Annotated in this window: 19 protein-coding genes and 3 tRNA genes; 7 read left to right on the plus strand and 15 right to left on the minus strand. The window is 57.7% G+C overall.

Annotated features, from left to right (window positions below; translation table 11 throughout):
* Nucleotides 1–99 precede the first annotated feature (99 nt).
* Nucleotides 100–855, plus strand: coding sequence for a flap endonuclease Xni (xni, locus tag OWK27_RS14345; RefSeq protein WP_242171025.1), 756 nt, complete (start codon nucleotides 100–102; stop codon nucleotides 853–855).
* Nucleotides 856–953: 98 nt separating this feature from the next.
* On the opposite strand, the gene rlmM is transcribed toward xni, so the two are convergent.
* From rlmM to OWK27_RS14365, 4 genes are all read right to left on the minus strand, one after another.
* Nucleotides 954–2,054 carry a 23S rRNA (cytidine(2498)-2'-O)-methyltransferase RlmM gene (gene rlmM / locus OWK27_RS14350; RefSeq protein ID WP_176609588.1) on the minus strand — a complete coding sequence of 367 codons (1,101 nt, stop codon included), beginning with the start codon at nucleotides 2,052–2,054 and terminating at the stop codon, nucleotides 954–956.
* Nucleotides 2,047–2,442 (minus strand): DUF423 domain-containing protein, encoded by a 396-nt coding sequence (locus tag OWK27_RS14355; RefSeq protein WP_148421159.1) that lies wholly within the window; start codon nucleotides 2,440–2,442, stop codon nucleotides 2,047–2,049. The genes rlmM and OWK27_RS14355 overlap by 8 nt, the downstream gene beginning before the upstream one ends.
* A gap of 39 nt (nucleotides 2,443–2,481) precedes the next feature.
* Entirely contained in the window at nucleotides 2,482–3,399 is a 918-nt protein-coding gene (gcvA, locus tag OWK27_RS14360) for a glycine cleavage system transcriptional regulator GcvA (RefSeq protein ID WP_003862758.1), read from the minus strand.
* Between the two features lie 347 nt (nucleotides 3,400–3,746).
* The gene (locus tag OWK27_RS14365; protein WP_003862759.1) at nucleotides 3,747–3,974 is read right to left on the minus strand and encodes a YgdI/YgdR family lipoprotein; all 228 of its coding nucleotides are present in this window, start codon (nucleotides 3,972–3,974) and stop codon (nucleotides 3,747–3,749) included.
* Between the two features lie 192 nt (nucleotides 3,975–4,166).
* Here OWK27_RS14365 and csdA point away from each other — a divergent pair, with 192 nt between their 5' ends.
* Both csdA and csdE read left to right on the plus strand, forming a co-directional pair.
* Complete coding sequence (gene csdA, locus OWK27_RS14370; RefSeq protein ID WP_267590634.1) at nucleotides 4,167–5,372, plus strand: cysteine desulfurase CsdA; 1,206 nt, start codon at nucleotides 4,167–4,169, stop codon at nucleotides 5,370–5,372.
* Entirely contained in the window at nucleotides 5,372–5,818 is a 447-nt protein-coding gene (gene csdE, locus OWK27_RS14375; protein WP_242171019.1) for a cysteine desulfurase sulfur acceptor subunit CsdE, read from the plus strand. The genes csdA and csdE overlap by 1 nt, the downstream gene beginning before the upstream one ends.
* On the opposite strand, the gene tcdA is transcribed toward csdE, so the two are convergent.
* Nucleotides 5,809–6,615 carry a tRNA cyclic N6-threonylcarbamoyladenosine(37) synthase TcdA gene (gene tcdA, locus OWK27_RS14380; protein WP_267590635.1) on the minus strand — a complete coding sequence of 269 codons (807 nt, stop codon included), beginning with the start codon at nucleotides 6,613–6,615 and terminating at the stop codon, nucleotides 5,809–5,811. The genes csdE and tcdA overlap by 10 nt on opposite strands.
* Before the next feature lie 75 nt (nucleotides 6,616–6,690).
* Entirely contained in the window at nucleotides 6,691–7,788 is a 1,098-nt protein-coding gene (gene mltA / locus OWK27_RS14385; RefSeq protein ID WP_267590636.1) for a murein transglycosylase A, read from the minus strand.
* Between the two features lie 208 nt (nucleotides 7,789–7,996).
* On the opposite strand from mltA, the gene OWK27_RS14390 reads away from it, so the two are divergent.
* From OWK27_RS14390 to OWK27_RS14400, 3 genes are all read left to right on the plus strand, one after another.
* Nucleotides 7,997–8,073 (plus strand) — tRNA-Met (locus OWK27_RS14390).
* Nucleotides 8,074–8,117: 44 nt separating this feature from the next.
* A tRNA-Met gene (locus OWK27_RS14395) sits at nucleotides 8,118–8,194 on the plus strand.
* 43 nt (nucleotides 8,195–8,237) lie between these two features.
* Nucleotides 8,238–8,314: transfer RNA gene (locus OWK27_RS14400), tRNA-Met, on the plus strand.
* Between the two features lie 88 nt (nucleotides 8,315–8,402).
* On the opposite strand, the gene amiC is transcribed toward OWK27_RS14400, so the two are convergent.
* Entirely contained in the window at nucleotides 8,403–9,656 is a 1,254-nt protein-coding gene (gene amiC / locus OWK27_RS14405) for an N-acetylmuramoyl-L-alanine amidase AmiC (protein ID WP_242171016.1), read from the minus strand.
* A 227-nt stretch (nucleotides 9,657–9,883) separates the two neighbouring features.
* On the opposite strand from amiC, the gene argA reads away from it, so the two are divergent.
* The gene (gene argA / locus OWK27_RS14410) at nucleotides 9,884–11,215 is read left to right on the plus strand and encodes an amino-acid N-acetyltransferase (protein ID WP_006811807.1); all 1,332 of its coding nucleotides are present in this window, start codon (nucleotides 9,884–9,886) and stop codon (nucleotides 11,213–11,215) included.
* A 34-nt stretch (nucleotides 11,216–11,249) separates the two neighbouring features.
* Here argA and recD read toward each other — a convergent pair whose 3' ends face one another.
* The 8 genes from recD to OWK27_RS14450 all read right to left on the minus strand — a co-directional run bounded on the left by recD (nucleotide 11,250) and on the right by OWK27_RS14450 (nucleotide 24,733).
* Nucleotides 11,250–13,070 carry an exodeoxyribonuclease V subunit alpha gene (gene recD, locus OWK27_RS14415; RefSeq protein WP_267590637.1) on the minus strand — a complete coding sequence of 607 codons (1,821 nt, stop codon included), beginning with the start codon at nucleotides 13,068–13,070 and terminating at the stop codon, nucleotides 11,250–11,252.
* Entirely contained in the window at nucleotides 13,067–16,609 is a 3,543-nt protein-coding gene (gene recB, locus OWK27_RS14420; RefSeq protein WP_267590638.1) for an exodeoxyribonuclease V subunit beta, read from the minus strand. Before recB ends, recD begins: the two co-directional genes overlap by 4 nt.
* Nucleotides 16,606–19,488 carry a pitrilysin gene (ptrA, locus tag OWK27_RS14425; RefSeq protein WP_267590639.1) on the minus strand — a complete coding sequence of 961 codons (2,883 nt, stop codon included), beginning with the start codon at nucleotides 19,486–19,488 and terminating at the stop codon, nucleotides 16,606–16,608. The genes recB and ptrA overlap by 4 nt, the downstream gene beginning before the upstream one ends.
* Nucleotides 19,489–19,627: 139 nt before the next feature.
* On the minus strand, nucleotides 19,628–23,002 hold the full coding sequence (recC, locus tag OWK27_RS14430; protein ID WP_267590640.1) for an exodeoxyribonuclease V subunit gamma: 3,375 nt from the start codon (nucleotides 23,000–23,002) through the stop codon (nucleotides 19,628–19,630).
* A gap of 12 nt (nucleotides 23,003–23,014) precedes the next feature.
* Nucleotides 23,015–23,338, minus strand: a complete 324-nt coding sequence (locus OWK27_RS14435) for a prepilin-type N-terminal cleavage/methylation domain-containing protein (RefSeq protein WP_267590641.1) — start codon at nucleotides 23,336–23,338, stop codon at nucleotides 23,015–23,017.
* Nucleotides 23,323–23,721 (minus strand): DUF2509 family protein, encoded by a 399-nt coding sequence (locus OWK27_RS14440; RefSeq protein WP_267590642.1) that lies wholly within the window; start codon nucleotides 23,719–23,721, stop codon nucleotides 23,323–23,325. The genes OWK27_RS14435 and OWK27_RS14440 overlap by 16 nt, the downstream gene beginning before the upstream one ends.
* The gene (locus OWK27_RS14445) at nucleotides 23,718–24,278 is read right to left on the minus strand and encodes a prepilin peptidase-dependent protein (protein ID WP_148421136.1); all 561 of its coding nucleotides are present in this window, start codon (nucleotides 24,276–24,278) and stop codon (nucleotides 23,718–23,720) included. Before OWK27_RS14445 ends, OWK27_RS14440 begins: the two co-directional genes overlap by 4 nt.
* On the minus strand, nucleotides 24,269–24,733 hold the full coding sequence (locus OWK27_RS14450) for a prepilin peptidase-dependent protein (RefSeq protein ID WP_148421134.1): 465 nt from the start codon (nucleotides 24,731–24,733) through the stop codon (nucleotides 24,269–24,271). The genes OWK27_RS14445 and OWK27_RS14450 overlap by 10 nt, the downstream gene beginning before the upstream one ends.
* Nucleotides 24,734–24,840 lie beyond the last annotated feature (107 nt).

Consider the following 24,840-nt stretch of genomic DNA (forward strand, 5'->3'; position numbering starts at 1 on the left):
CCTCGTTTTGCGAGGCTTCTTCCTCTTTTCCCCGCTGCGAATAGTTTCCCTCTCCTGACAATGTTACCCTTCACCCATTAGACAGAAGGGAGATTATCTGTGGCCGTTCATTTGCTTATCGTCGATGCACTTAACCTGATTCGCCGCATCCATGCGGTCCAGGGCACCCCCTGCAAGGACACCTGTTTACACGCGCTGGAACAGCTTATCCGCCATAGCGAACCCACCCATGCCGTTGCCGTATTCGACGACGAGGCCCGCAATACCGGCTGGCGGCACCAGCGCCTGCCGGACTACAAGGCCGGACGCGCCCCCATGCCGGGCGATCTCCACGCTGAAATGCCCGTTATTCGCGCGGCCTTTGAGCAGCGCGGCGTGCCGTGCTGGGGCGCGCACGGCAACGAAGCTGACGATTTAGCCGCAACGCTGGCGGTCAAAATCGCGAGCGCCGGGCATCAGGCCACTATCGTTTCAACCGATAAAGGCTACTGCCAGCTGCTCTCTCCGACAATCCGCATCCGCGACTACTTTCAGAAGCGCTGGCTGGACGCGCCGTTTATTGCCGGTGAGTTTGGCGTCTCGCCTGAGCAGCTGCCGGATTACTGGGGGCTAGCAGGCATCAGCAGCTCTAAGGTTCCGGGTGTTGCCGGTATTGGGCCAAAGAGCGCCGCGCAGCTGCTGACGGATTTTCAGAGTCTGGAAGGGATTTACGCCAGGCTGGATGAGGTACCGGAAAAGTGGCGCAAGAAGCTGGAGGCGCATAAAGAGATGGCGTTTACCTGCCGGGATGTGGCGACGCTGCAGACGGATTTACGGCTGGACGGGAATTTGCAGCAGTTAAGGTTAGAGCGGTAATGTACTACCTCTCCCCAAAGGGGTGAGGGGGAAAAGGCAGCACTAAGGATTCCCCTCTCCCCTTTGGGGAGAGGGTTAGGGTGAGGGGTAAGGTAAAGCTATCGCTCGTCGCGACGCCCACCCACAGCGGCCCACCAGCGACGAATGTGTACCGTCACCTCTTCGCGGTCGTGATAAAGCTGACGCGCCTGGATCTCGACGTTAATGCCGTGTTCATCCATCTGCTCCTGGATGTAGGCCAGGTTCTGAGAAACCTCTTCGTAGCGCTTTTTCATTGGCAGCTTGAGGTTGAAAATCGTCTCACGACACCAGCCGTTTACCAGCCAGGAGGCCATCAGCGCCGCCACTTTCGCCGGTTTCTCTACCATGTCGCACACCATCCAGGAGATGTTGTTGCGGTTCGGGCGATAGCGGAAACCGTCCTCACGCAGCCAGGTCACCTGTCCGGTATCCATCAGGCTTTGCGCCATCGGGCCGTTGTCCACGGACGACACCCACATGTTGCGTTTTACCAGCTGATAGGTCCAGCCGCCGGGGCACGCTCCCAGATCGACCGCGTACATGCCGTTTGCCAGGCGCTCGTCCCACTCATCCGCCGGGATAAAGACGTGGAACGCCTCTTCCAGCTTCAGGGTTGAACGGCTCGGCGCATCCGCCGGGAAGCGCAAACGCGGGATCCCCATAAAGAACGGCGAGTTATTGGTGGTGTAGGAGTAACCGGCATAGCAGCAGCCTGGTGCAATAAAGAAGATATGCACAACCGGACGCTTTGGCGTTTCGTAGTTCGTCAGCACGCCCGCATCACGCAGCGCTGCGCGCAGCGGCACGGTGAACTTACGGCAGAACTTCATCAGCTCTTTGCTTTCGTTGGTGTCGGCCACCTCAACGCGCAAATCGCCGCCCTTCTCCACCACGCCCTGTAACATGCCCACAATCGGCGTGATGCGGTCTTCCGGCGGAAGATCCTTCAGCAGCTCGCCGGCAACGAACATCTGGCGGGCGAAGATCAGCGAGCTGAACGGCAGCTCACGCGCCAGCCTGTCGGCATCATCAGGCTGATAGCATTCAAATACCACGTAGCCCGCGTTCTCTTTGACGCGAGCAAATCCGAAGACTTCACGCTTCGCCGCTTTATCGGTGATTTCCGCGGCGCACTCTTTCTCAAACCCCGGGCGACAATATAAAACAACCTTATTCATGAACAACGCCCTTGCGTTTCAGACGGATGGCTCCGATAAACATTAATACCCAACCCGCCAGGAAGCTGAAGCCGCCGACGGGTGTAACAAACGCCCACAGGCGTAAATGCGACAGCGCCAGACAGTAGAGGCTGCCGCTGAACAGTACGGTACCCAGCGCCAGGAAGACGCTGCTCCAGTAAAACCAGATGCTGATGCGGCGCTGCATCGCCACCGCCAGCCCAAAAATCGCCAGCGTGTGGAATGCCTGATACTCAAGGCCGGTCTGGATCCAGCCCATCTCCACAACGCCCAAAGACTTGCTTAACACATGCGCGCCAAACGCGCCCAGAGCTACAAAAATAAAGCCACTCACCGCGGCGAAAATCAGCATGAATCGGCTGGTCATGTTTATGTCCTGAAGTGATGCGTGCCCGGCACACAAAAGTTATTGTTCATACCTGAAGCGGAATTTTTCTTGCTCGCTTGCCGCTTTCGCCAGTATCCACTGCCGGAAAGCGGCTATTTTACCCAGTTCTGCCTGACTGTCATGACAAACCAGATAAAACGCATTCTTGCTGACCAGAACATCATTAAATGGGCAAACCAGTCGGCCTGCCTCAATTTCGGACTGCGCCATGACGTTATTGGCCAGCGCTACGCCCTGCCCGTGAATGGCAGCCTGTAGCACCATCGCACTGTGGCTAAAGATGGGCCCCTGCTGCACGTTTATATGGTTAAGACCTAATTGGCGGGTATAAGTTTGCCAGTCACGGCGCGAAGCATCGTGCAAAAGCGTATGTTGCGCCAGATCGGCGGGCGTTTTAAGCGCTTTATCGCCCGTCAGCAGCAGCGGCGAGCAGACCGGCAGCAGATATTCTGCGTATAATTTCTCCACGCGCAAGCCCGGCCAGTTACCGCGACCGTAAAAAATTGCCACGTCTACATCATCCGCCAGCTTGTCTTCCTGACGGTCGACAGCCTGGATCCTTACGTCGATTCCCGGATAAGTTGAGTTAAAGCTTGAGAGCCTCGGCACCAGCCACTGAATGGCAAAACTGGGCAATAAACTGACGGTCAGCGCCCCTTTTGCACTTCGGGCCTGCAGTTTGCGAGTGGCTTCCGTAAGCTGGGAAAAAATCTCTTTAATATCCTGAAAATAGCTCTGTCCCTCTTCGGTCAACAGCAACGACCGGTTGCGGCGACGGAACAGCTTCAGGCCCAGAAAATCCTCCAGAGACTTGATTTGATGACTTACTGCGGCCTGCGTCACAAAAAGCTCATCGGCTGCGCGGGTGAAGCTAAGGTGACGTGCTGCTGCATCAAAAACACGTAATGCATTAAGGGGTGGCAATCGCTTGGACATGGTTATCTGGCTTAGATGTTAACGAGATTTAACATATAGGAAACAACGTTTAACCTATTAGTTTTTTTTATCTGAGCCATTATAATTTGTCCGTTGAGGAACTACCAGCAAATACCTATAGTGGCGTCACTTCCTGAGCCGGAACGAAAAGTTTTTTTGGAATGCGTGTTCTGAAGGGCTTTTGGCTTACGGTTGTGATGTTGTGTTGTTGTGTTTGCAATTGGTCTGCGATTCAGACCACGGTAGCAACGCTACCAATTTTTCACTTCCTGTACATTTACCCTGTCTGTCCATAGTGATTAATGTAGCACCGCCAACTTGCGGTGCTTTTTTTTGCCTGAGATCTGTTAATGCTCGATCTCTTTCATCTCTTTCACGTCCGTGCGGTTAATCTGCTGCTTGTTCCCGTTAGCATCTTTGTATGAAATCATACCGGTATCATTATCGGTTGTCGGTTTCCCTTCAGAGACGATAGATCGACCATCGTTGGTATGCATTACGTAGTTATTACCAGAACAGGCGCTCAGGGCAAAGGTCAACGCACAGGCAGAAATGATTGCAGCTGTCTTTTTCATGATTATTCTCCTTTAGCAATTAATGCTATTCAAACCTCGATTTATAACAGGCTAAAACATCCGCCTAACACTATTTAGCATAACCTGCTTTTTCAGACTCGCCAGGATAAGCAGACAAATCTGATAGATATCAACTTCCTTGCCCTGCCGCTGAAATTGCGCGACGATCGCAGGATCGATATGAGGAATGCCATGAACGCTTTCAGTCCCGCGCAGTTTCGCGCACAGTTTCCCGCGCTGGCCGATGCCGGCATTTACCTTGATAGCGCCGCCACGGCCCTTAAACCGCAGGCGGTGATTGAGGCAACCCGCCAGTTTTACAGCCTGAGCGCCGGGAGCGTGCACCGCAGCCAGTATGCCGAAGCCCGCCGCTTAACGGCGCAATACGAAGCCGCACGCGACCAGGTCGCGCGCCTGATCAATGCCGACAGCGGTAAGAATATCGTCTGGACGCGGGGCACTACCGAAGCCATTAATATGGTGGCGCAATGCTACGCGCGTCCGCTGCTGCGGGCTGGAGATGAAATTATCGTCAGCGAGGCGGAACATCACGCCAACCTGGTGCCGTGGCTTATGGTGGCTGAACAAACGGGAGCGCGGGTGGTGAAGCTCCCGCTGGGTGCAGACCTTGTGCCGGACGTAGCGCGTCTGCCTGAGCTGATCACTGCGCGCAGCCGCATTCTGGCGCTGGGGCAGATGTCCAACGTCACCGGCGGCTGCCCCGATCTGGCTCGCGCCATCGAGATTGCCCACGCCAGCGGCGTGGTGGTGATGGTCGACGGCGCGCAGGGGATAGTGCATTTCCCCGCTGACGTGCAGGCGCTGGATATCGACTTCTACGCCTTCTCGGGGCACAAACTGTACGGCCCAACCGGGATCGGCGCGCTGTACGGCAAACCCGAGCTGCTGGCCCGGATGACGCCGTGGCTCGGTGGCGGCAAGATGATAACCGAAGTATCCTTCGACGGCTTTAAAACCCAGGAGGTGCCTTACCGCCTGGAAGCCGGTACGCCAAACGTGGCCGGAGTCATCGGCCTGAGCGCCGCGATCGAATGGCTGGCGGAAACCGACGTGGTTCAGGCAGAAAGCTGGAGCCGTGGCCTGGCGACGCTGGCTGAGGAGGAGCTTAAAAAACGGCCCGGCTTCCGTTCGTTCCGCGTGCAGGATTCCAGCCTGCTCGCCTTCGATTTCGCGGGGGTGCACCATAGCGATATGGTGACGCTGCTTGCCGGGTACGGCATAGCCCTGCGCGCCGGACAGCACTGCGCACAGCCGCTGCTGGCGGCTCTGGGCGTGAGCGGTACGCTGCGCGCCTCTTTTGCCCCCTACAACACTAAAAGTGACGTCGACGCGCTGGTTGCCGCCGTTGACCGCGCCATTGAATTACTGGTGGATTAATGACGAGTTCAGCTTTAGCCGGACACCCATTCGGCTCCGTTATTACCGAAGAGACGCTAAAACAGACCTTCGCCCCGCTCACGCAGTGGGAAGATAAATACCGTCAGCTGATCCTGCTGGGTAAACAGTTGCCCGCGCTTTCGGACGATCTGAAATCGCAGGCGAAAGAGATCGCAGGCTGCGAGAACCGCGTCTGGCTTGGGTTTAGCGTATCCGGTGAGAAATTGCATTTCTTTGGCGACAGCGAAGGACGCATCGTTCGCGGCCTGCTGGCGGTGCTGTTGACCGCGGTCGAAGGAAAAAGCGCCGCGGAGCTGCTGGCGCAGTCACCGCTGGCGCTGTTCGATGAGCTGGGACTGCGCGCGCAGCTTAGCGCCTCGCGCGGACAGGGGTTAATCGCGCTCAGCGACGCGGTACAGGACGCCGCGCGTCAGGTTCAGGCCTGACGCTCCGCCTTCGCCATCATCTTCTTCAGGGCGTGAGAGACCGCCACAAACCCGAAGGTGGCAGTCACCATCGTGGCTGCCCCAAAACCTGAGGCGCAATCCATCCGCTTCGGTCCTTCCGCCGTGCTTTTCATCGCACAGACCGAGCCGTCCGCCTGCGGATACACCAGCGCTTCGGTGGAGAACACGCAGTCAACGCCCAGCTTGCCCTTGCTGTTTTTCACGACGTTGAAGTCGCTTTTTAGGCGCTCGCGCAGCTTAGCGGCCAGCGGATCCTGAATGGTTTTCGCCAGATCCGCCACCTGGATCTGCGTCGGATCGATTTGCCCGCCCGCCCCGCCGGTGGTCACCAGCGGCACCTTATAGCGACGGCAGTAAGCGATCAGCGCCGCTTTCGGGCGCACGCTGTCGATGGCGTCAATAACGTAGCTGTAGCCTTTGCTTATGTACTCCGCGACGTTATCCGCCGTCACGAAGTCGTCAATCACCGTCACGCGGCACTCCGGGTTGATCAGACGAATACGCTCCGCCATCACCTCAGACTTCGCCAGGCCGACGCTATCACGCAGGGCGTGAATTTGACGGTTAGTGTTAGTGACGCAAACATCATCCATATCAATCAACGTGATTGCGCCAATGCCGGTTCTCGCCAGCGCTTCTGCCGCCCAGGAGCCGACGCCGCCAATGCCCACTACGCACACGTGCGCATCCGCGAACAGCTGCAGGGCTTTTTCACCGTATAACCGTGCCGTGCCGCCGAATCGCTGGCGCCAGGCATCGCTGATTACCACAGACATAAAACCTCAGATGTAAAAAGGGTGAGGTTTTCCTCACCCTGAACCCTAATCCGTATTGCGCTCAGAATACCACAATCAGCCGCTGAATACGTTTCCGGTGCCCGGCGCGGTCTTCAGCACCCATACGCGTCCGTAGTGGTTATACCAGCCTGCGCGATGGCCGGCATCCGGGCCAATGCCCTGATAGATATCAAAGTGCTGCCCTTTGATCGCCCCGCCAACGTCCAGCGCCACCATCAGACGCAGCTCGTACTTGCCGTTGAACTTGCCGTTGTTATCGAGCAGAGGAACTTCCGCCAGCAGCGTGGTGCCCGCAGGAATGATAGAACGATCCGACGCTACCGACGCACGGCCAATCAGCGGTACGGCGCTCGCCCCCTTCACCGGCGCGAAGTTCTGCGGTTTGAAGAAAACAAACGATGGGTTCTGCTCAAGCAGTTCACGCACTTCGGCTTCGCTGTGCTTTTCGCCCCACTCGCGGATCGCCTGCATCGACATATCTTCTCTCTTCACTTCGCCACGGTCGATGAGCACCTTACCGATGCTGCGGTAGGCGTGGCCGTTCTTGCCGGCATAGCTAAAGAAGTTAAGCGGCGAACCGTCGCCAAAATCGATATAGCCGCTGCCCTGCACGTCCATGATGAAGTTATCCATCAGGGAGTTGCTGTAGGCCAGGACATAGTTTTCGCTTAGCGCACCGGCGTAGATTTCGGCGCGTGACGGCAGACGACCGCGTTTTGGCGGCATGCGGTAAATCGGATACTGGAATTCACCCTGACGCGTGTGTCGCGCCTGGACAACCGGGGTGTAGTAACCGGTAAACTGAACGTTACCGTAGTTATCCGCCCCTTCCATCTGCCACGCGTCAATACCAAACTGGCGCATATTGCGGGTATCGCCGCCCGCGCGCAGCCAGTCCTGGACGGCGCTATAAACGTTGTTTTGCGAACTGTATAAACGCGGAGACGCTTTGCGGATCTGGTAGACCTGCTCGGAGAAATCCCCGGCATTGATCGGTGCACCCACGGCATCTGGCTGGTTAACTAACGAGAAAGGCTGGGATAACTTCCCGTCTTTATACTGTTGACCGCGATCGGTCGGTTTGGAGGAGCAGGCCGCAAGAATAGCTACCATTGCGCCTGCCATCAGATACTTCGCCCAACGTCCTTTCATTATATCTCGTCTTTTAGTTGCCCAATTCCGCGTGATGAAGATAACAAACCCACCGTGCTAATGAAATGCAATCGCCTTCCCTTTGGCAAATTCTGGACAAAAAATAGTCCAAAGTGGCTATTACCGTTCATTTTGCATACAAAATAATGAATTATGTGAAAAAGGGGTTGCATCACAAACCTATCCGAGTATAGTGCGCTTCCACGGACGCGGGGTGGAGCAGCCTGGTAGCTCGTCGGGCTCATAACCCGAAGGTCGTCGGTTCAAATCCGGCCCCCGCAACCAATTAAAATTTGATGAAGTATCTTCTACGACTGTAGAAAGACGGACGCGGGGTGGAGCAGCCTGGTAGCTCGTCGGGCTCATAACCCGAAGGTCGTCGGTTCAAATCCGGCCCCCGCAACCAATCAAAATTTGAGAAGTATCTTCTACGACTGTAGAAAGACGGACGCGGGGTGGAGCAGCTTGGTAGCTCGTCGGGCTCATAACCCGAAGGTCGTCGGTTCAAATCCGGCCCCCGCAACCAATACTTCTAAAACATTAAACACCCTTCCGGGTGTTTTTTTGTATCTGTAGCTTATATAAATGCCGGGCAACTTACCCGGCCTGATGATTTATCCTCGCCGCGCCAGCGTTTCTCCGTCGGAGAAATAGGCCCTGATCCCCGCCAGAATTGACTCCGCCACTTCCTGCTGGAATTTAGCCGTCTTGAGCTTGCGTTCCTCTTCCACGTTACTGATAAACGCGGTTTCGACCAGAATGGACGGGATATCCGGCGCTTTCAGTACCGCAAATCCGGCCTGCTCGACGCTGTTCTTGTGCAGCTTATTGACGCGGCCCAGCTTGCCCAGCACCGCTTTACCGAACTTCAGGCTGTCGGTAATGGTTAGCGACTGCACCATATCGAACATCGTATGGTCGACATAGCGGTCACCGCTTTTGCTTACGCCACCGATTAAATCCGAGGCGTTCTGCGTGTCCGCCAGGTACCTTGCGGCGGTACTGGTCGCCCCTTTCGTTGACAGGGCAAATACGGAAGATCCGCTCGGCTGACGGCTGGTAAAGGCATCCGCGTGGATAGATACAAACAGATCCGCGCGCTGCTTCTGCGCTTTCGCCACGCGGACCTTCAGCGGGATGAACACGTCTTCGTTGCGCGTCATATAGGCGCGCATGTTGCCTTCTTTGTCGATTAACGCCTTCAGACGACGGGCAATTTGCAGCACCACATCCTTTTCGCGGGTGTGGTATTTCCCCACCGCGCCGGAGTCTTCGCCCCCGTGGCCGGGATCGAGCATGATCACAATCGGACGATCGCGTCCCGCCTTGCCCGGCTGCGGCCCGCTTTGCGCAGGCGGTACCTGCCGCTGGAGATCGCCTTTGTTGTAATCCTCCAGCAGGGCGAGGAGCGGATCCTGAATATCCGTCGCATTCGACGGATAGAGATCCATCACCAGTCGCTCCTTGAACGTCGCAACCGGTGCGAGTGCAAAGAGCTGCGGTTTTACGTTCTGCTTCAGCTCAAACACCATGCGCACGGTTTGCGGATCGAACTGCCCGACGCGCGCCGATTTAATAAACGGATCGTCGCCGCGGATCTGCGCCGCCATGCCCTTAAGCACGGAGTTGAGATTTACACCTTCGAGATCAACCACCACACGTTCAGGATTGCTGAGGGCAAATTGCTTGTATTTCAGCACGCGGTTGGACTCGACCGTCACGCGCGTATAGGTCGACGACGGCCAGACGCGCACCGCGACTACCTGGCTTGTGGCGGCAAGACCCACCTGGCTGACGCTAAGCAACCACATCGCCCCGGCCCCTTTTAACAGGCGGCGGCGGCTTATTGCTGAATTGGATCCCGACATGCTTCTCCCGAGCAAGAAATCTGATTAATGAACAAAACGCCCAAATTGACCGAAAACTTTAACGAATGACGCATAAGCTGTCATCTATAAAAGGGTAAACATTCAAACGTTAACGCACGGATTACTTATTATTTTCTGTGGGTCGCAGAAAATTTAGGCTTGCACACGCGGCCACAATCGAATAAAAATACAGAAATTACGAATAAACATTCATTAAGGGTTGTGTCATGGTGAAGGAACGTAGAACCGAACTGGTCCAGGGATTCCGCCATTCTGTTCCCTATATCAACACCCATCGCGGAAAAACGTTTGTCATTATGCTGGGTGGCGAAGCCATTGAGCACGAAAACTTTTCCAGCATCGTCAATGACATCGGCCTGTTGCATAGCCTGGGCATCCGGCTGGTCGTGGTGTATGGCGCGCGCCCGCAGATCGAAGCTAACCTCGCGGCCCATCACCATGAGCCGATTTACCATAAACATACCCGCGTAACGGATGCGAAAACCCTCGAGCTGGTCAAACAGGCGGCCGGTTTGCTGCAGCTGGATATCACCGCCCGGCTGTCGATGAGCCTGAATAATACGCCGTTGCAGGGCGCGCATATCAACGTGGTGAGCGGCAATTTTATCATTGCCCAGCCGCTCGGCGTGGACGATGGCGTGGATTACTGCCACAGCGGCCGCATTCGTCGTATCGATGAAGAGGCCATTCACCGCCAGTTAGACAACGGCGCGATCGTTCTGATGGGGCCGGTTGCCGTCTCCGTCACGGGCGAAAGCTTTAATCTGACGTCAGAAGAGATTGCCACCCAGCTGGCCATCAAGCTGAAAGCGGAAAAGATGATCGGCTTTTGCTCCTCGCAGGGAGTCGTGAATGATGAAGGCGTTATCGTCCCCGAACTCTTCCCGAATGAAGCCCAGGCGCGCGTCGAAGCGCTGGAAGCACAGGGCGATTACTACTCCGGAACCGTGCGTTTTCTGCGCGGTGCCGTTAAAGCGTGCCGCAGCGGCGTGCGTCGTAGCCACCTGATCAGCTATCAGGAAGACGGCGCGCTGCTGCAGGAACTGTTCTCCCGGGACGGTATCGGCACGCAGATCGTAATGGAGAGCGCCGAGCAGATCCGCCGCGCGACGATCAACGATATCGGCGGCATTCTGGAGTTGATCCGTCCGCTGGAGCAACAGGGCATTCTGGTTCGCCGCTCCCGCGAGCAGCTGGAGATGGAGATCGACAAGTTCACCATTATTCAGCGCGATAACCTGACCATTGCCTGTGCGGCGCTTTACCCGTTCCCGGAGGAGCAGATTGGGGAAATGGCGTGCGTCGCCGTGCACCCCGATTACCGCAGCTCCTCGCGGGGCGAGCTGCTGCTCGAACGCGTGGCGGCGCAGGCGCGCCAGATGGGGCTGAGCAAGCTGTTTGTGCTCACCACGCGCAGCATTCACTGGTTCCAGGAGCGCGGCTTTACGCCGGTAGACATTGATTCGCTGCCGGAAAGCAAGAAAGAGATGTACAACTATCAGCGCCGCTCGAAGGTGCTGATGGCCGACCTGGGATGACGGACTACCCTCTCCTCCCGGAGAGGGCGCTCGCTCAGACAGATTCAAATATCGCGCTCAGTCCGCTTCTGCGCTCGGTACGGGTGGCAATCGCCTGTACCAGCACGCGTTCATCCGTATACAGCGAGAGGCGCTGGCGCGCGCGGGTAATGGCGGTATAGACCAGCTCGCGGGTCACCACCGGCGAAAGCTGTGTCGGCAGGATCAGCGCCGCGTGGTTGAACTCGGAGCCCTGCGATTTGTGTACCGTCATCGCCCACGCCGTTTCATGTTCTGGCAGGCGGCTCGGCTGTACGGACTTCACGCTGCCATCCGGCAGCTGGAACCAGACGCGCAGCCCGTTACCGCGATCGAGCGCAATCCCGATATCCCCGTTGAACAGGCCCAGCGCGCTGTCGTTGCGCGAAATCATCACTGGCCGGCCTTCATACCACCGCGAATGCGGCTGTCGGTGAATTTTGCGTTTCTGCACCAGCAGCTGCTCCAGCCTGTCGTTCAGGCCCGCAACGCCAAACGGCCCTTCCCGCAAGGCGCACAGAAGCTGGTACTCACCAAATGCGGCAATGACCTGCTCAGGATCGCTGCGCTGCTGCACGCGGCTCAGGAAATGCTGATATCCCTGAAGAGCGTCCTCAAGCATGGCCTGGTACTCTTCCCCGCTTTGCAGCGATTTCTTTTCAATATCGGTGAAGGTGCCGTCAAACACCGTGCGCGTGGTATGCCGATCCCCACGGTTGACTGCCGCTGCCAGCTGGCCAATGCCGGAGTCGCTACCGAAACGGTAGCTTTTTTGCAGCAGGCACAGGCTGTCGCGTAGCGCACCCGCAACCGGCGTAGTGTCCGGCTCAAGGGAACAACCTGTCAGACGAGCCAGCTCCTGCGCCCGCGCGGGGGTATAACCGTAGCTGGCGTAGGTGCAGATATCCCCCAGCACCGCCCCGGCCTCAACGGAGGCGAGCTGGTCACGGTCGCCCAGGAAAATCACGCGCGCATGCGGCGGCAGGGCGTCGATCAGGCGCGACATCATGGTCAGGTCAATCATGGAGGCTTCATCCACCACCAGCACGTCCAGATGCAGGGGGTTCCCGGCATGGTAGCGCAGCCGCTGGCTACCCGGCTGTGCGCCGAGCAGCCGGTGTAAGGTGCTGGCTTCTCCCGGGAACAGCGCGAGCTGCTCCTGCGTCAGCGGCAGCCGCTGCAGCGCACCACCCAGCGATTCGGTCAGACGCGCCGCCGCCTTCCCGGTGGGCGCAGCGAGACGAATACGGCACCGCTGCTCGCCAGAGAGCTGAATCAGCGCTGCCAGCAGCTTTGCCACGGTCGTGGTTTTACCGGTCCCCGGCCCGCCGGAAATCACCGAGATCCGCCGCGTCAGGGCAACGGCCGCCGCCACTTTCTGCCAGTCTGTTACTTCGCCAGAGTTGAACAGCACGTCCAGCGTCTGGCGAAGCTGCGCTTCGTCACAGGGGAGCGGCGCATTGGTCTCGCTAAAGAAGCGGGCAACGGTCAGCTCGTTTCGCCACAGGCGGTTCAGATACAAGCGCTCTCCCGTCAGGATCAGCGGCGCCTGGTTTTCTCCCGGCCCGACGGCCGACGATTCGCGCAAAATATTTTGCCAGTCCACCGCCTCTCCCAGCAGCGCAAAGCAGGACTGGAGGACAGGCGGCATTTTCTCGTCACACTTCAGGCGCGAGAGCGGCAGGCAGACGTGGCCCTCCCCGGCGTCTTTACTCAACAGCGCAGCGGCAAGCATCACGGCGGGCTGGTCAGCGGCAATCATCATGGCAAACTGCACATCCAGCTGACGCAGCACGCGTTGCTCTACCGCCTCCAGCAATAGTTCCTGCATCGTCATGCCATCTCCTCCGCGTTTGCTGCAAACAGGCTGTCCATTTTATCGATCAGGTCGGCATCCGGGCGGGTGCTGAAGATGCCCGAACGCGGATCGGCTGCGTCCACCCCGCGCAGGAACAGGTAGATAACGCCACCAAAATGGTCGTCATAGCGGTAATCCGCAATGCGGTGGCGCAGGTAGCGGTGGAGAGCCAGGGTATAGAGTTGATACTGGAGATCGTAGCGATGCATTTGCATGGCCGCCGCCATCGCCTGTTGGGTATAGGCCTCGCTGTTCTCGCCCAGCCAGTTTGATTTGTAATCCAGCAGGTAATAGCGCCCTTCGTGACGGAAGACCAGGTCGATAAACCCTTTCAGCATGCCCTGCACCTGACGGAAGTTCAGCGGCGGACAGCCGGCTGACAGCGGATCGTACTGGCGGATCAGCGCGTCAAGCGCGTCGGCCCTAAGCGGCCCCGCGACGGGCAGATAAAACTCCATCTCAACCTGCTTATTTCTGGCCGTTAACTGGCTAAGAGAGATGCCCTGCTCCGTCAGCGGCGCCTGCAAAATGGCGTTGATCCACTCAGTCAGGACGGGCTGCCAGTGCGCGTCATAGCCTCCGCTCTGCAACATCTTTAATACCCACTCCTCGCTGACGGGCTGGGTGAAATCAAGCTCTTCAAACAGGCTGTGTAAAAAGGTTCCCGGCGACGCGCCGCGCGGAAACTGATGCGGGGTTAACGTCGGCTCAGCCGGAACATCACCCACCCCTGCGGCATCCACGTCGAGCTTCGGCATCAGATCCTGCGCGATGCTTTGCCCGTGCTGCTGAAGGCCGGAATAGCTGGTAACCCGCCAGTCGTCGGCAAGCACCCGCGTGATCTGGCGCGCGTTAAGATCGGACTCTGGCTCTTCCGCCATCTGCCAGCGGCTATTGTCTGGCAACGCGGGAATATGCAGCGCAATATCGTCGCCGCAAAGGGATTCAATACACAGACGCAGCCCCGCCGCGTCTTTCGGCTCGCCACGCTGGATAAGCCGCCCTAACGCGCTTAAGTGGAAATCACTCTCCCCTGCTTTCTCACCGCGACGGCGGAAAACCGGCGCCACGCCGAGGCTGCAATGCCAGACGGAACGGGTCAGCGCTACGTAAAGCAGACGCAAATCCTCCGCCAGACGCTCCGCTTCCGCCAGCTCAACGCTGCTTTCCGCTTTGCTGAGGTCGAGCACCGCGTCGAAAGATTCACGATCGTGGTAAAAGGCCTGGTCCTGTTCGCGGTAGTTAGCGATAAACGGCAGCCAGACCAGCGGATACTCCAGCCCTTTCGATTTGTGAATGGTCACGATTTGCACCAGGTGCTTATCGCTTTCAAGACGCATCTGCTGGCTTGAGGAATTGCTGTTGGGATCGGCTATTTGCTGCGCCAGCCAGCGCACGAGCGCATGCTCACTTTCAAGCTGGGTACCGGCTTCCTGCAACAGTTCGCTGATGTGTAAAATATCGGTAAGACGACGCTCGCCGCCGGATGTCGCAAGCATATTCTCGGCAATCTGACGGCGCGTCATCAGCTCGCGCAGCATCGCCATGACGCCGCGCTTTTGCCAGCGCTCGCGGTAATGGACAAACTCTTCCACCACCGTATCCCATGCATTCTCATCATGGTTGAGCACATCGATATCCCGCGCGTTCAGCCCCAGCATGGAGCTGGCCAGCGCGCTTCGAAGCGTACTTTCACGCTCCGGCGCCAGCACTGCCTGAAGCAGCCAGAGCATTTCCTGAGCTTCCAGCGTATCAAACACGCTGTCGCGGTTAGAGAGATAAACGGACGGAATATCGAGCAGCGTGAGCGCATCGCGGATCAATGCCGCTTCCTGGCGACTACGCACCAGCACGGTGATATCGGAGGCCTTAACAGGGTTTGCCTGCTCCCCCTTCCATAACAGCGCCTCGCCGCGCGCGCCCGCGCTCAGCCAGTCCCGGATTTGGGCGGCGCAGTGCTGGGCCATCGCCGCCTGATACTCTGCCACGCCAAAGCCTTCCCCCTCGAGCAGCCAGAAGTTCATGGCGGGCTGCATCGCGCCCCCCACTTCAAAGCGTAAGGTCGCGTTTTTCGCGGCGGATTTCACCGGCAGGAAGGGGATTTCACTGAACATAAACGCCGTCTCCATGCGGCTGAACAGCGTATTGACGCTCTCAACCATGCCCGGGGCGGAGCGCCAGTTAGTGTCTAGCGTGTAGTGCGCGACAACCTCGCTGCGGGCTTTCATGTAGGTAAAGATGTCTGCACCACGGAAGGCATAAATCGCCTGCTTGGGATCGCCAATCAGCAGCAGGGCCGTGTCCGGCTGCTGTCGCCAGATGCGGCGAAAAATGCGGTACTGCTGGGGGTCGGTGTCCTGAAATTCGTCAATCATCGCCACCGGGAATCGGGTACGAATTGCGCTGGCAAGCGCGTCGCCGTTCTCGCTGGACAGAGCCTCGTCCAGGCGGCTCAGCATGTCATCAAACCCCAGCTCGCCCCGGCGACGTTTTTCACGCGCTACGGCGTCGCGGATCTCCTTCATGGCGCGGGCGATCATCAGGTCGTTGAGCGTTAAGGGCTCGGCAAGCAGCGCTTCAATCGCAACAAACAGGGGATGCTCCGGCACGATGCCGTCGGCTTTGGTCCGCTCGGTCAAAAACCGCTGGGAAAATTTCTCCAGCGCGTCCGGAAGCTGGTAACCTCGCGTCTCCTCCTGGGCCCAGGCGCTGATCTTTTCGATCCACTTCCCCTGGTTTCCGCGGTTGAACTTGCGCCTGTCGATACCGGAATTTTCGATAATCCCTTCAATTTCACCGACCGACTCATTCCACTTCTGCTTAAGCGCGGCAATTTTGCTGACGATCTTTTCATGACGCGAGGCCAGCGTTTCATCGGCAGGCGGCGGGGATTTAATGACCGGCGCTTCGCCCTGCAGATAGCGGTCGATGGCGCGCAGGAGCTCTTCGGGGCCTTTCCACAGGGCGTGAACCGCTTCGGCAATATCGCGCGGCAGCGGGTAGCAGTGACGACGCCAGAAGTCCGCGCAGGCCTGATACCGAAGCTCGGATTCATCTTCGATAAGCTGCTGCTCAAACAGCATGCCGGACTCAAACGCGTTCAGGCTCAGCATGCGCTGACAAAAGCCGTGAATGGTGAAGACCGAGGCTTCGTCCATTTGCCGTTCGGCCAGCAGCAGCCATTGCGCAGCCTGCTGCTTATCCGCGATTTCGTCCAGCAGGCTTGCGTAGAGGGGGTTATCCGTGGTCTGGCGCAGACAGGCGATGCGCAGTTCATGAATATTGCTGCGGATACGGCCGCGCAGCTCGGCAGTGGCCGCTTCGGTGAACGTCACCACCAGCAGCTCTTCCACGCTTAGCGGGCGTGAAAAAGCCGCGTTACCGCCCAGCCCTAACAGCAGGCGCAGGTATAGCGCGGCGATAGTGTAGGTTTTTCCCGTTCCCGCTGAGGCTTCAATCAGTCGCTCACCCTGTAGTGGTAATCTGAGGGGATCAAGCGGCTCAGCGGTATGGGTCATTCTTTCTTACTCCAGGGCATAGTTTGTTGCAGTGCGCTAACGCTCTTCCAGAGGGTCCACTCCTTCGACTTCACGTAGTCCGCTTTCCCGCTCTGGCTACCAGAGACCTGGGAAAGGATGGCCATACCCTGCGGTTTTACCACCGCCTGATGGAAGAAATCGGCAACCTTTTGTGGCGTTAGCTGTTTTATTTCGGCCACGATTTTATCACGCGAATCGAATTTCATATTACCGCGATCAAAATCTTTGCTCAGCTGCGACGCCTCTTCACCCAGCGTCTGCGGTGGCTGCATTACCTGGGCAATGACCGCCTGCTGGATCTGGGCAAACTCTTCCGGCTTCATGGCGCGAAGCTTGGCTTCCGCCTGCGGGAAGAAGGCCTGATAGCGCTGCCACAGATAAGCCGGTTGCCTGTCGCTGCTTTGCAGAAGGAAGCCCAGCCCCCACTGACGGCCCACGTTCATGGAGAAGGCGAACACCGCGTAGCCCAGCTGTTCTTCGGTGCGCAGCTGGTTGTAGAACCACGGCTGAATAATTTGTCCGAGCACGGCGCTCTGCGCCGAGCTGGTATATTCGTCATAACCGGTAGGGACAAACACGGCGGCCAGCGCGGAGTCGGTGCTGCTCCCCGCCTTCTCGAAGAGAACGTTCTGCTTTTTCTCCACCAGTACGTCCTGATTACGGCACCACTCATCGCCCTTCGAGCCCAGCTGCTTACGCACGTTTTGCGCCAGCGTTTTTGCCTGATCTTCGCTCATGTTCCCCACCACCAGGAACTCTGGACGGGTGTTGCTTTTCAGCGCATCGCGGTAAGCCAGCACCTCCTTTAAGGTGATTGAGGGCAGTAACGCGCGGCGATCTTCGCGCTGGAAGTAAGGAATTTGCGACAGCATCTGGGCAGGCATAATGGCCTGATCGAAGGCTTTGCCCTTCTCCGCAGAATCCATCATCTGCGCATACCAGGATTTGGCCTGCTCCAGCTGCTCTTCCGTTGGCGTGTAGTTGAAATAGCCGTCCAGCAGCGCCTCGAACAGCTGCGGCAAACGCTGGGTGTAGCCGTTGGCGTTAACCATCAGGCCGTTATTGGCGTTGGTCGAGAAACTGATACCGCCAACGGCGGCCTGGTTGCTGAGCTGATCGAGGGCAATACCGGCCAGATAATCGTTGAGCGCAAACATCACCTGATTTCTGGCGCTGTCCATCGCCTTTGGATTGCGCAGCACCACGCTGACGTCGGCTTTGGGCTCGTCGGCAAAATAGCGGCTTGGGGTGTAAACCACGCGCAGCGTCGGCTCATCAACAATCAGCGTCGGGTGCGGATAAGCTTTGGCGGTTTTGATTAGCGAGAAGTCATCCGGGATGTAGGGATTAAGCTCCGGCAGCTTCAGCGCAATCTCGCCAGCCTTTTTCTGCCAGCCAGCGAAGGTTTGTTCGCTAATTTTTTCTACCTGATACGGGGCATCGACGAAATAGGCCGTTTTGTTATGCGGTTCGTTCGGGCTGATATACCAGACCCTGGCGTTCTGCGGCGTCATCATCGCCAGACGCGCGTTAAGCGCTGCGGCGTCATACTGGTCGGCAATGTTTACCGCATCCAGCGTATGCTCCACCGGCACGCGGATCATGGTATCTGCCAGCCACTCAACGTAATCCATGTCACGCGTAATAGACGGGTAGCGGAAGTCGAGATCCAGCACGTGGGCCAGCTCGTCAAAATAGCGTTTATCGACGCCTTTCTCCCGCAGCAGAGCGAGATAGCTGAAAATGGCCGCAACGACCTCGTCACGGTGCGCCAGCCCTTTATCCGTCAGCGTGGCGGAGATGGCCAGCACGCCGCTGTTACCGTTCACTACGGGATCGGAGTCGGCGCGAATGCCTTCCACCAGCCCCTGCTTTTGCAGCCAGTCGGAAAGCGTGCCCGGGCTGCGGTTGCCGATAAGATAGGTCACCAGCTCGTCGGTTTTGCTGCGGAACTGCGCCGTATTGTTATCAATACGAAACTCAACGCGTAACACCTTGCGCGGCAGTGCCGGCACGTAGTGGATAACGATGCCTTTTTGCGCGTCGGTGACAACCGGCACGTTAATCTTAGGCAGATCGATATTTTTATTTGGTACCCGGCCATAGGTCTTTGCCGCCATGGCCGCCAGCTCCGGCAACGGTTTGTTGCTGTAGATGACCGCCTTCATCAGGTTGGCGGAATAGTATTTATCGCGAAACGCATGCAGCGCGTCGAGCACCGGGCTGCCCGGTTTATCGCTCAGCGTTTCAAGGTTGCCGCCGGAGAAGCGCGAGCCCGGGTGGGCAGGGTTGATGGTTTCAGCGCTAACCTGCGCCATGCGCATACCGTCTCGGGTGCGCGCCATCGTCAGCTCAGCGTTCACGGCGTTGCGTTCACGGTCGGCGTATTTTTTATCCAGCAGCGGTGCGGCAATGGCATCCGCCAGTCGGTCCACCGCTCCGTCAAGCGCATCATTTTCCACTTCAAGGTAAAACGCGGTGCGATATGGTGCGGTGCTGGCGTTATGGCTGCCGCCGTGCATCTTCAGAAATTCGGACAGGCTATCCGGCTGCGGGTATTTTTTAGAGCCCATCAGCGTCATATGTTCGAGATAGTGCGCCAGCCCAGGATGGGCGTCAGGATCTTCCAGCGATCCAACCGGCACAACCAGTGCGGAGAGCGACTTTACCGCCTGCGGATCGGAAACCAGCAGCACGGTCATCCCATTATCAAGACGAATAGCCTGATACTGGCGGGTATCCTTCTCGCTCTTACGGATTGTTTCCTGAACGGGTTGCCAACCGGAAGCTGCCTGAGTGACGGGAGCCCAAAGGGCGATAAACAAAACAAACGCTTTGAACAAGGTGCTGCCTGGCATTACGACCTCTTTATCACGGCTACATCATTAACAACGTGCGTGCTGGACGTGCCAGCATCTCTTTCTTTAGGTACATCAGTCCGTGATAAGAGGTGCATCATAAATGAACACCTCATACTGCGCAATTTTTATACAGCGCTCAGGACTGATTAAATTTAAACAACGGTAACAGGTAGCGTTGTGCCTCTTCCGTGATAATGTCGAAGTATTCTGGCTCAAGCGTGCGCCATAAGCGCTGATACCAGACATCTTCACCTTCGCCACGCACCATCATGTTCCCTTCGTAGGCCTGCAAAAACTTGCTGCGCGCTTTTTGCAGCGAAGCATCATCCGTTAACATGGCATCATTCTGCGCGTCGTAACAGGCTTTTATCCACGCCCCCCCACTTTCAGGCAGCAAAAGCAGAGGTTTGTTCATTCCCTGCCGGTAACCTTCAATATAAAGCGACAGATACGACAGCGCCTGCTCAGGCTTCATCGGTGGGAAGCGCCACTCGCCGTCCTTACGCACAAACAGCCGGCTTTCGCCTTCGTTACCACCCGCACTGTAGACAAGATGTTCGAGCCAGAGTTGCAGGCCATGTGAAACGCTGAGCAGGGACGGACGCCAGCGCAGCAGCCCGTCAGACTGCACATGGGTGAGCCAGCCGCTGAGGTGCACACCGTTACAATCGAGATCGATTTCAATGCTGCTTCCAGGCTGTCGACATGCGATAACGCGGTCAGCAAGGGCTCGCATCTCCTCGCACTGGGCATCCCAGACGATCTCTCCAAAAGCCCCGTACGGTAATAGCCCGGATGCCCGGTAACGACGGAACAGCTTGCTGGCATCTTCCTCATCGACCAGCGCATTCAGAAGCTGGGAATTGAGCTTAAAGCGCTCCAGCCCGTCCAGAATAAACGGTTCGGCATCCGGAATTTCGCTCTCTTCTGAGCGGAAGTTCACCTGCAGGCGTTGCTGGAAAAAGGCCCGAACCGGGTGCGCCCAAAAGCGCTGCAGCTGCTCAAAGGTCAGAGCGTCAATGACGCGCGGCTCAAGCTCCTGAATAAAATCGGTTTGCGGCGTCCCCGCTTTCTTCGCGGCGGGAAGCCACTCCCGGGCGTAGCTCTGCTGTTCATCAGGAACATAGTTGACCGGATCAAACGGCATACGTGAATGGTGACAGGTGATATGCGCTTTCACCCGACGCTCGCTTTCGTCGCAGTTAAGGGCTTCATCCCCAGGCAGGTAGTGACTCTGCCCGATGTAGTCCACCAGCTCCTGCACCAGCACGGACGGGAAACGCTCGCTGTTGTCCTGAATTGACCGCCCGATATAGCTGATGTACAGCCTGCTCTGCGCAGAAATCAGCGCTTCCAGGAACAGATAACGGTCATCATCGCGGCGGCTGCGGTCGCCCCGCTTCGGCTGCGAGCTCATGAGATCGAAGCCCAGCGGCGGCAACGCGCGCGGATAAATGCCGTCGTTCATGCCGAGCAGACACACCACCCTGAACGGAATGGAACGCATGGGCATCAGGGTACAGATATTCACCGGCCCCGCCAGGAAGCGCTGGCTGATACGCTCCTGATCGAGACGCTGCGTCAGCTCATCGCGCAGAAGCGAAAGGGGAACCGCCTCGTGATAGTGTGAGTTTACGCCCTCATCAACGATGGCCTGCCACTGCTTCTCGATAAGCGCCATGGCGGCTTCCGTTTCGCTGTCAGGCAGGAAGAAATCGTTCAGCATTTCGCGGCAAATCGGCAGCCACTCTTCAAGCGGACGAGGCTGCATCAGCGAACGACGCCAGCGATTGAGCTGCATCAGCAGCGAGGCTAAATGGCCGACCAGCTCCGCGATTAACCCACTGGATTCGTCATAGGGCAGCACGTCATTCCATTCTCCCTGGCTGCTCTCCATCGCATACCCCAGCAGCATGCGCGTCAGGCCAAACTGCCAGGTGTGCTGGCCTGTCGGAGGGAGCTCGAACTCCTGGACGTTATCATCGTCAATTCCCCAGCGGACGCCGGATTCGTTGACCCACTGGCGCAGGTAGCGCAGCCCTTCTTCGTTGATATCGAAACGTGCCGCCAGCACCGGCACATCCAGCAAGGCCAGCACGTCTTCAGAAATAAACCGGCTATCAGGCAGCGAAAGCAGGCTGATAAAGGCCTGCAGCGCCGGATGAGACTGGCGGGCGCGGCGGTCTGAGATCGCGTACGGCAGGTAGCGATCGCCCGTTGCGCTGCCAAATACCGCCTGGATAAACGGGCTGTAGCTGTCGATATCCGCCACCATCACCACGATATCGCGCGGCGTCAGGGTTGGGTCGTCGTGCAACATAGCCAGAAGGCGATCGTGCAGAATTTCAACTTCACGCTGGGGGCTGTGGCACACGTGGATCGCGATACTGCGATCGTCGGGATCGAGCCTGCGCTTCTTATCGCTACGGGCAAATTCCTCGGCGGTGATCCCGGCAACGGCACGGTTTTCTAAATCCAGGATATCGAGCTGAATGTTGTGCAGCAGGCTGTCCGGCGTTATGTCCGCAAACGCATCCACATCGCCTTCACCGGAGGAGGTGATTTCCGAAAGCAGATAGATATAGTCGCGCCCAAGCTTGCCCCACGAGGCCAGCAGCGGGTTCGGCAGGTTCTGGATCCCCTCTTCATCAAACAGCTGCGCCGCGTTTTCGCTGTCTTTAAACAGGGGCACGGCGCGTTCTTCAAAGAGGCGCTTTCTCTGGCGGGTGACCAGTCGTGAAAGCCAGCGCGGATCCTGAATATCCCCCCAATAGTGTCGACACGGGTTGGTAAAGAGAATATGGATATCAGTATGGTTACCCAGCGCTTTTAGCGCGTTCAGGTAGACCGGCGGCAGCGCGGAGATACCGCAAATGAACACGCGTGACGGCAGGCGAGCGGGCCGTTCCGGGGTGTTCTCAAGAATTGAGATAAACCGATCGTATAAATTAGCGCGGTGCCACTTAGGCTGACCAAGTTTTTCGGTATGCTCAACCAGCGCTTTCCAGAGCGGAGCCTGCCAGATTTGCGCTTCCGGCAAGCCATCCACCAGTTCACCGGCTTCCCAGCGAATCAGCCACTCCGCGCGGTAAACCAGATACTGGTCATAGAGGTCGGCGGTGCGTGAGGCCAGCTGGAAAAGCTTGCGCTTGTCGGTGTCGTCGTTCAGATAGTGGCGCAGCATGGCAAACTCATCCTGCTCCAGCATGTCCGGGAGCAGCGTCATCAGCTTCCAGGCCATGCTCTGTTTGTTGAAAGCGCTCTGCTCAGGGATATCCGGCAGCACGCGTACAAACATCTCCCAGATAAAGCTCGCGGGCAGCGGAAAGTCGATGTTCGCCGCAATGCCGAATTTCTGCGAAAGGGACATTTGCAGCCACTGCGCCATACCGGTGCTCTGCACCAGCACCATTTCTGGCTCAAACGGATCGTCAAGACGCTCTTGCTCGACGATATACTCCATCAGTGCTTCCAGCACATCCAGACGATTTGAGTGGTAAACCCTTAGCATAAACGCTCCCGACTACCGGCTAACCGGGCAATGCAGACGCGTTAACGCGCTCTGCCGCCCCAGAGGAGAAATAAGTGTGACCGTGATGCTGACACATCCGGACTGCGTTGTCTGCCCCCGACTGACCTGCCAGCCGGGCGGAAGCGGCAACGTTGAGAGCTGCGACTGATTCCAGGCATGATGCCATAGCTGCCGATACTGGCTCAGCGCCGTAAACCGCGTTGCCAGCGCGCGATAATACCCGGTCAATGCCGTGACAACCACAACCAGCAGCATCATTGCCAGCAAAGCTTCCACCATGCTAAATCCTTGTTGCTTACTCAGGGTAACTGACATAGCGCATTCTCCTTAAGCGGGCAGAAATCGCTCCAGCCGTGGGTGGAAAACCGTATCTGCCCTCCCGCCACCTCTCCTCCTCGCCACAGCAGCAGGTCGTCATTGCCGGCGATGAGCAACACGCGATCGTCAAACCGCCGTAAGCAAACCCGCACACGCTGCACCTGCCTGCACTGCACCTCCGGCTGCAAAGCCCAGCGCTGAACCCGTCCCCACTCCAGGGCAGATTGCACGGCAGCCTGCTGGCGGACAAAATGGCTCTCGCCACTTACCAGCATGCTGTAGGTTTGCAGCTGCTGGTTTAATCCGGTGAGGATCAGCGTGCCGAGCATCAGCACAAGCAGAACCAGCGCCAGCGACGCCATTCCCCTCTGGCGACTCACAGGTTAAACCCCGTAACGCTATAGCGGGCCGAAAAGGGCGCGGTCAGTGCACCCTTGCTGCGGCCGCTCAACTCAAGCGTCATTACCGGTGCAAAGCCAGGATGGTCGGATTTGCTGACCCTGAACTGCTCTATGAAGATCCGCTCAGGATCGGTGAGTTTATCCCACCCCTTACCCTCACAGGATGTCGCGCCCCGCAGCGTTTCAAGCGAACCGGCCTCAAGCCGATACCCCGTGCTGTCATTTTCTGACGCGGTGGCATCCCACTGGCCGTTGCTGTTGGCATCCCATCGCACAATAAGACACTGCCCTTGCCTGCCGAGGGTCATTCCCTGCCCCTGGCAATGCCCGGCACAGTAGCCTGCTCTCTGTAGCTGTTTACCGATCGCGAGCAGACGCTGCCAGACCTCACCTTCCAGCTCAAGCTGCCCGGATTGCAGCAAAACGCTCCGCTGAAGCCCCGGCAGCAAACGCGACGTGCTGAGTAACAGAATGCTGCCTATTGCCATTGCAATCAGCACCTCCGTGAGCGAGAACCCTTTTTGATTTACTGACATCCAGCTTCTCCTGCGGCATTGCACAGCCGGATACGCCCGCCGTTTGAGACAATCACCCACCACGTACCGGCACGGCTCTCCACCCGTATATGTCCGGCCCACGCGGTGTCCCTTAAGCCGTAAAACCCCAGCGATGGCGTGATGTCGCCCATCGCGATCCCGGGCCACAGCGGCTTCATCGCAAAGGGGCTGGCGCTATCACACCCCGAAGCCGCAGAGCTGACCAGGCAGGCGTTTTCCCCGTCACTCTGAAGCGCGATCGTATGTTCGCGGTTGTGACGGTTAGCGTCATTACGCAGGAACACCAGGAAATCCCTCACCTGACAGGCGGTTTGCCAGAGCCGCTGCCGCTGCTGCCAGCGGTCCCAGCCGGAAAGCCCTGTGGCGCTGAGGATCACCACCAGCGAGATGGCAATAAGGGTTTCTGTCAGCGTAAAGCCATGTTCTTTTTTCATGGCGGGAGTGTGGCGGAATGCCCTTTTAGGCGCGAGCGGCAAACCATAGCGTTACGAGGCGCATTCCGGAGAATTTAGCCTGTTGCAGCGCGTTGCATATTCTCTGG

Origin of the sequence: Enterobacter cloacae complex sp. 2022EL-00788, assembly GCF_026627565.1 — a bacterium.
Taxonomy (GTDB): Bacteria; Pseudomonadota; Gammaproteobacteria; order Enterobacterales; family Enterobacteriaceae; genus Enterobacter; species Enterobacter pasteurii.

Excerpts from the sequence above, each read along its gene's own strand:
- gcvA (WP_003862758.1), bottom strand. The coding sequence starts at position 3,399 with ATGTCCAAGCGATTGCCACCCCTTAATGCATTACGTGTTTTTGATGCA.
- OWK27_RS14355 (WP_148421159.1), bottom strand. The coding sequence starts at position 2,442 with ATGACCAGCCGATTCATGCTGATTTTCGCCGCGGTGAGTGGCTTTATT.
- OWK27_RS14365 (WP_003862759.1), bottom strand. The coding sequence starts at position 3,974 with ATGAAAAAGACAGCTGCAATCATTTCTGCCTGTGCGTTGACCTTTGCC.
- OWK27_RS14450 (WP_148421134.1), bottom strand. The coding sequence starts at position 24,733 with ATGAAAAAAGAACATGGCTTTACGCTGACAGAAACCCTTATTGCCATC.
- OWK27_RS14445 (WP_148421136.1), bottom strand. The coding sequence starts at position 24,278 with ATGTCAGTAAATCAAAAAGGGTTCTCGCTCACGGAGGTGCTGATTGCA.
- tcdA (WP_267590635.1), bottom strand. The coding sequence starts at position 6,615 with ATGTCTGTGGTAATCAGCGATGCCTGGCGCCAGCGATTCGGCGGCACG.
- recD (WP_267590637.1), bottom strand. The coding sequence starts at position 13,070 with ATGACGATGCAGGAACTATTGCTGGAGGCGGTAGAGCAACGCGTGCTG.
- recB (WP_267590638.1), bottom strand. The coding sequence starts at position 16,609 with ATGACCCATACCGCTGAGCCGCTTGATCCCCTCAGATTACCACTACAG.
- OWK27_RS14435 (WP_267590641.1), bottom strand. The coding sequence starts at position 23,338 with ATGTCAGTTACCCTGAGTAAGCAACAAGGATTTAGCATGGTGGAAGCT.
- rlmM (WP_176609588.1), bottom strand. The coding sequence starts at position 2,054 with ATGAATAAGGTTGTTTTATATTGTCGCCCGGGGTTTGAGAAAGAGTGC.
- amiC (WP_242171016.1), bottom strand. The coding sequence starts at position 9,656 with ATGTCGGGATCCAATTCAGCAATAAGCCGCCGCCGCCTGTTAAAAGGG.
- recC (WP_267590640.1), bottom strand. The coding sequence starts at position 23,002 with ATGCTAAGGGTTTACCACTCAAATCGTCTGGATGTGCTGGAAGCACTG.
- csdA (WP_267590634.1), top strand. The coding sequence starts at position 4,167 with ATGAACGCTTTCAGTCCCGCGCAGTTTCGCGCACAGTTTCCCGCGCTG.
- argA (WP_006811807.1), top strand. The coding sequence starts at position 9,884 with ATGGTGAAGGAACGTAGAACCGAACTGGTCCAGGGATTCCGCCATTCT.
- csdE (WP_242171019.1), top strand. The coding sequence starts at position 5,372 with ATGACGAGTTCAGCTTTAGCCGGACACCCATTCGGCTCCGTTATTACC.
- ptrA (WP_267590639.1), bottom strand. The coding sequence starts at position 19,488 with ATGCCAGGCAGCACCTTGTTCAAAGCGTTTGTTTTGTTTATCGCCCTT.
- mltA (WP_267590636.1), bottom strand. The coding sequence starts at position 7,788 with ATGAAAGGACGTTGGGCGAAGTATCTGATGGCAGGCGCAATGGTAGCT.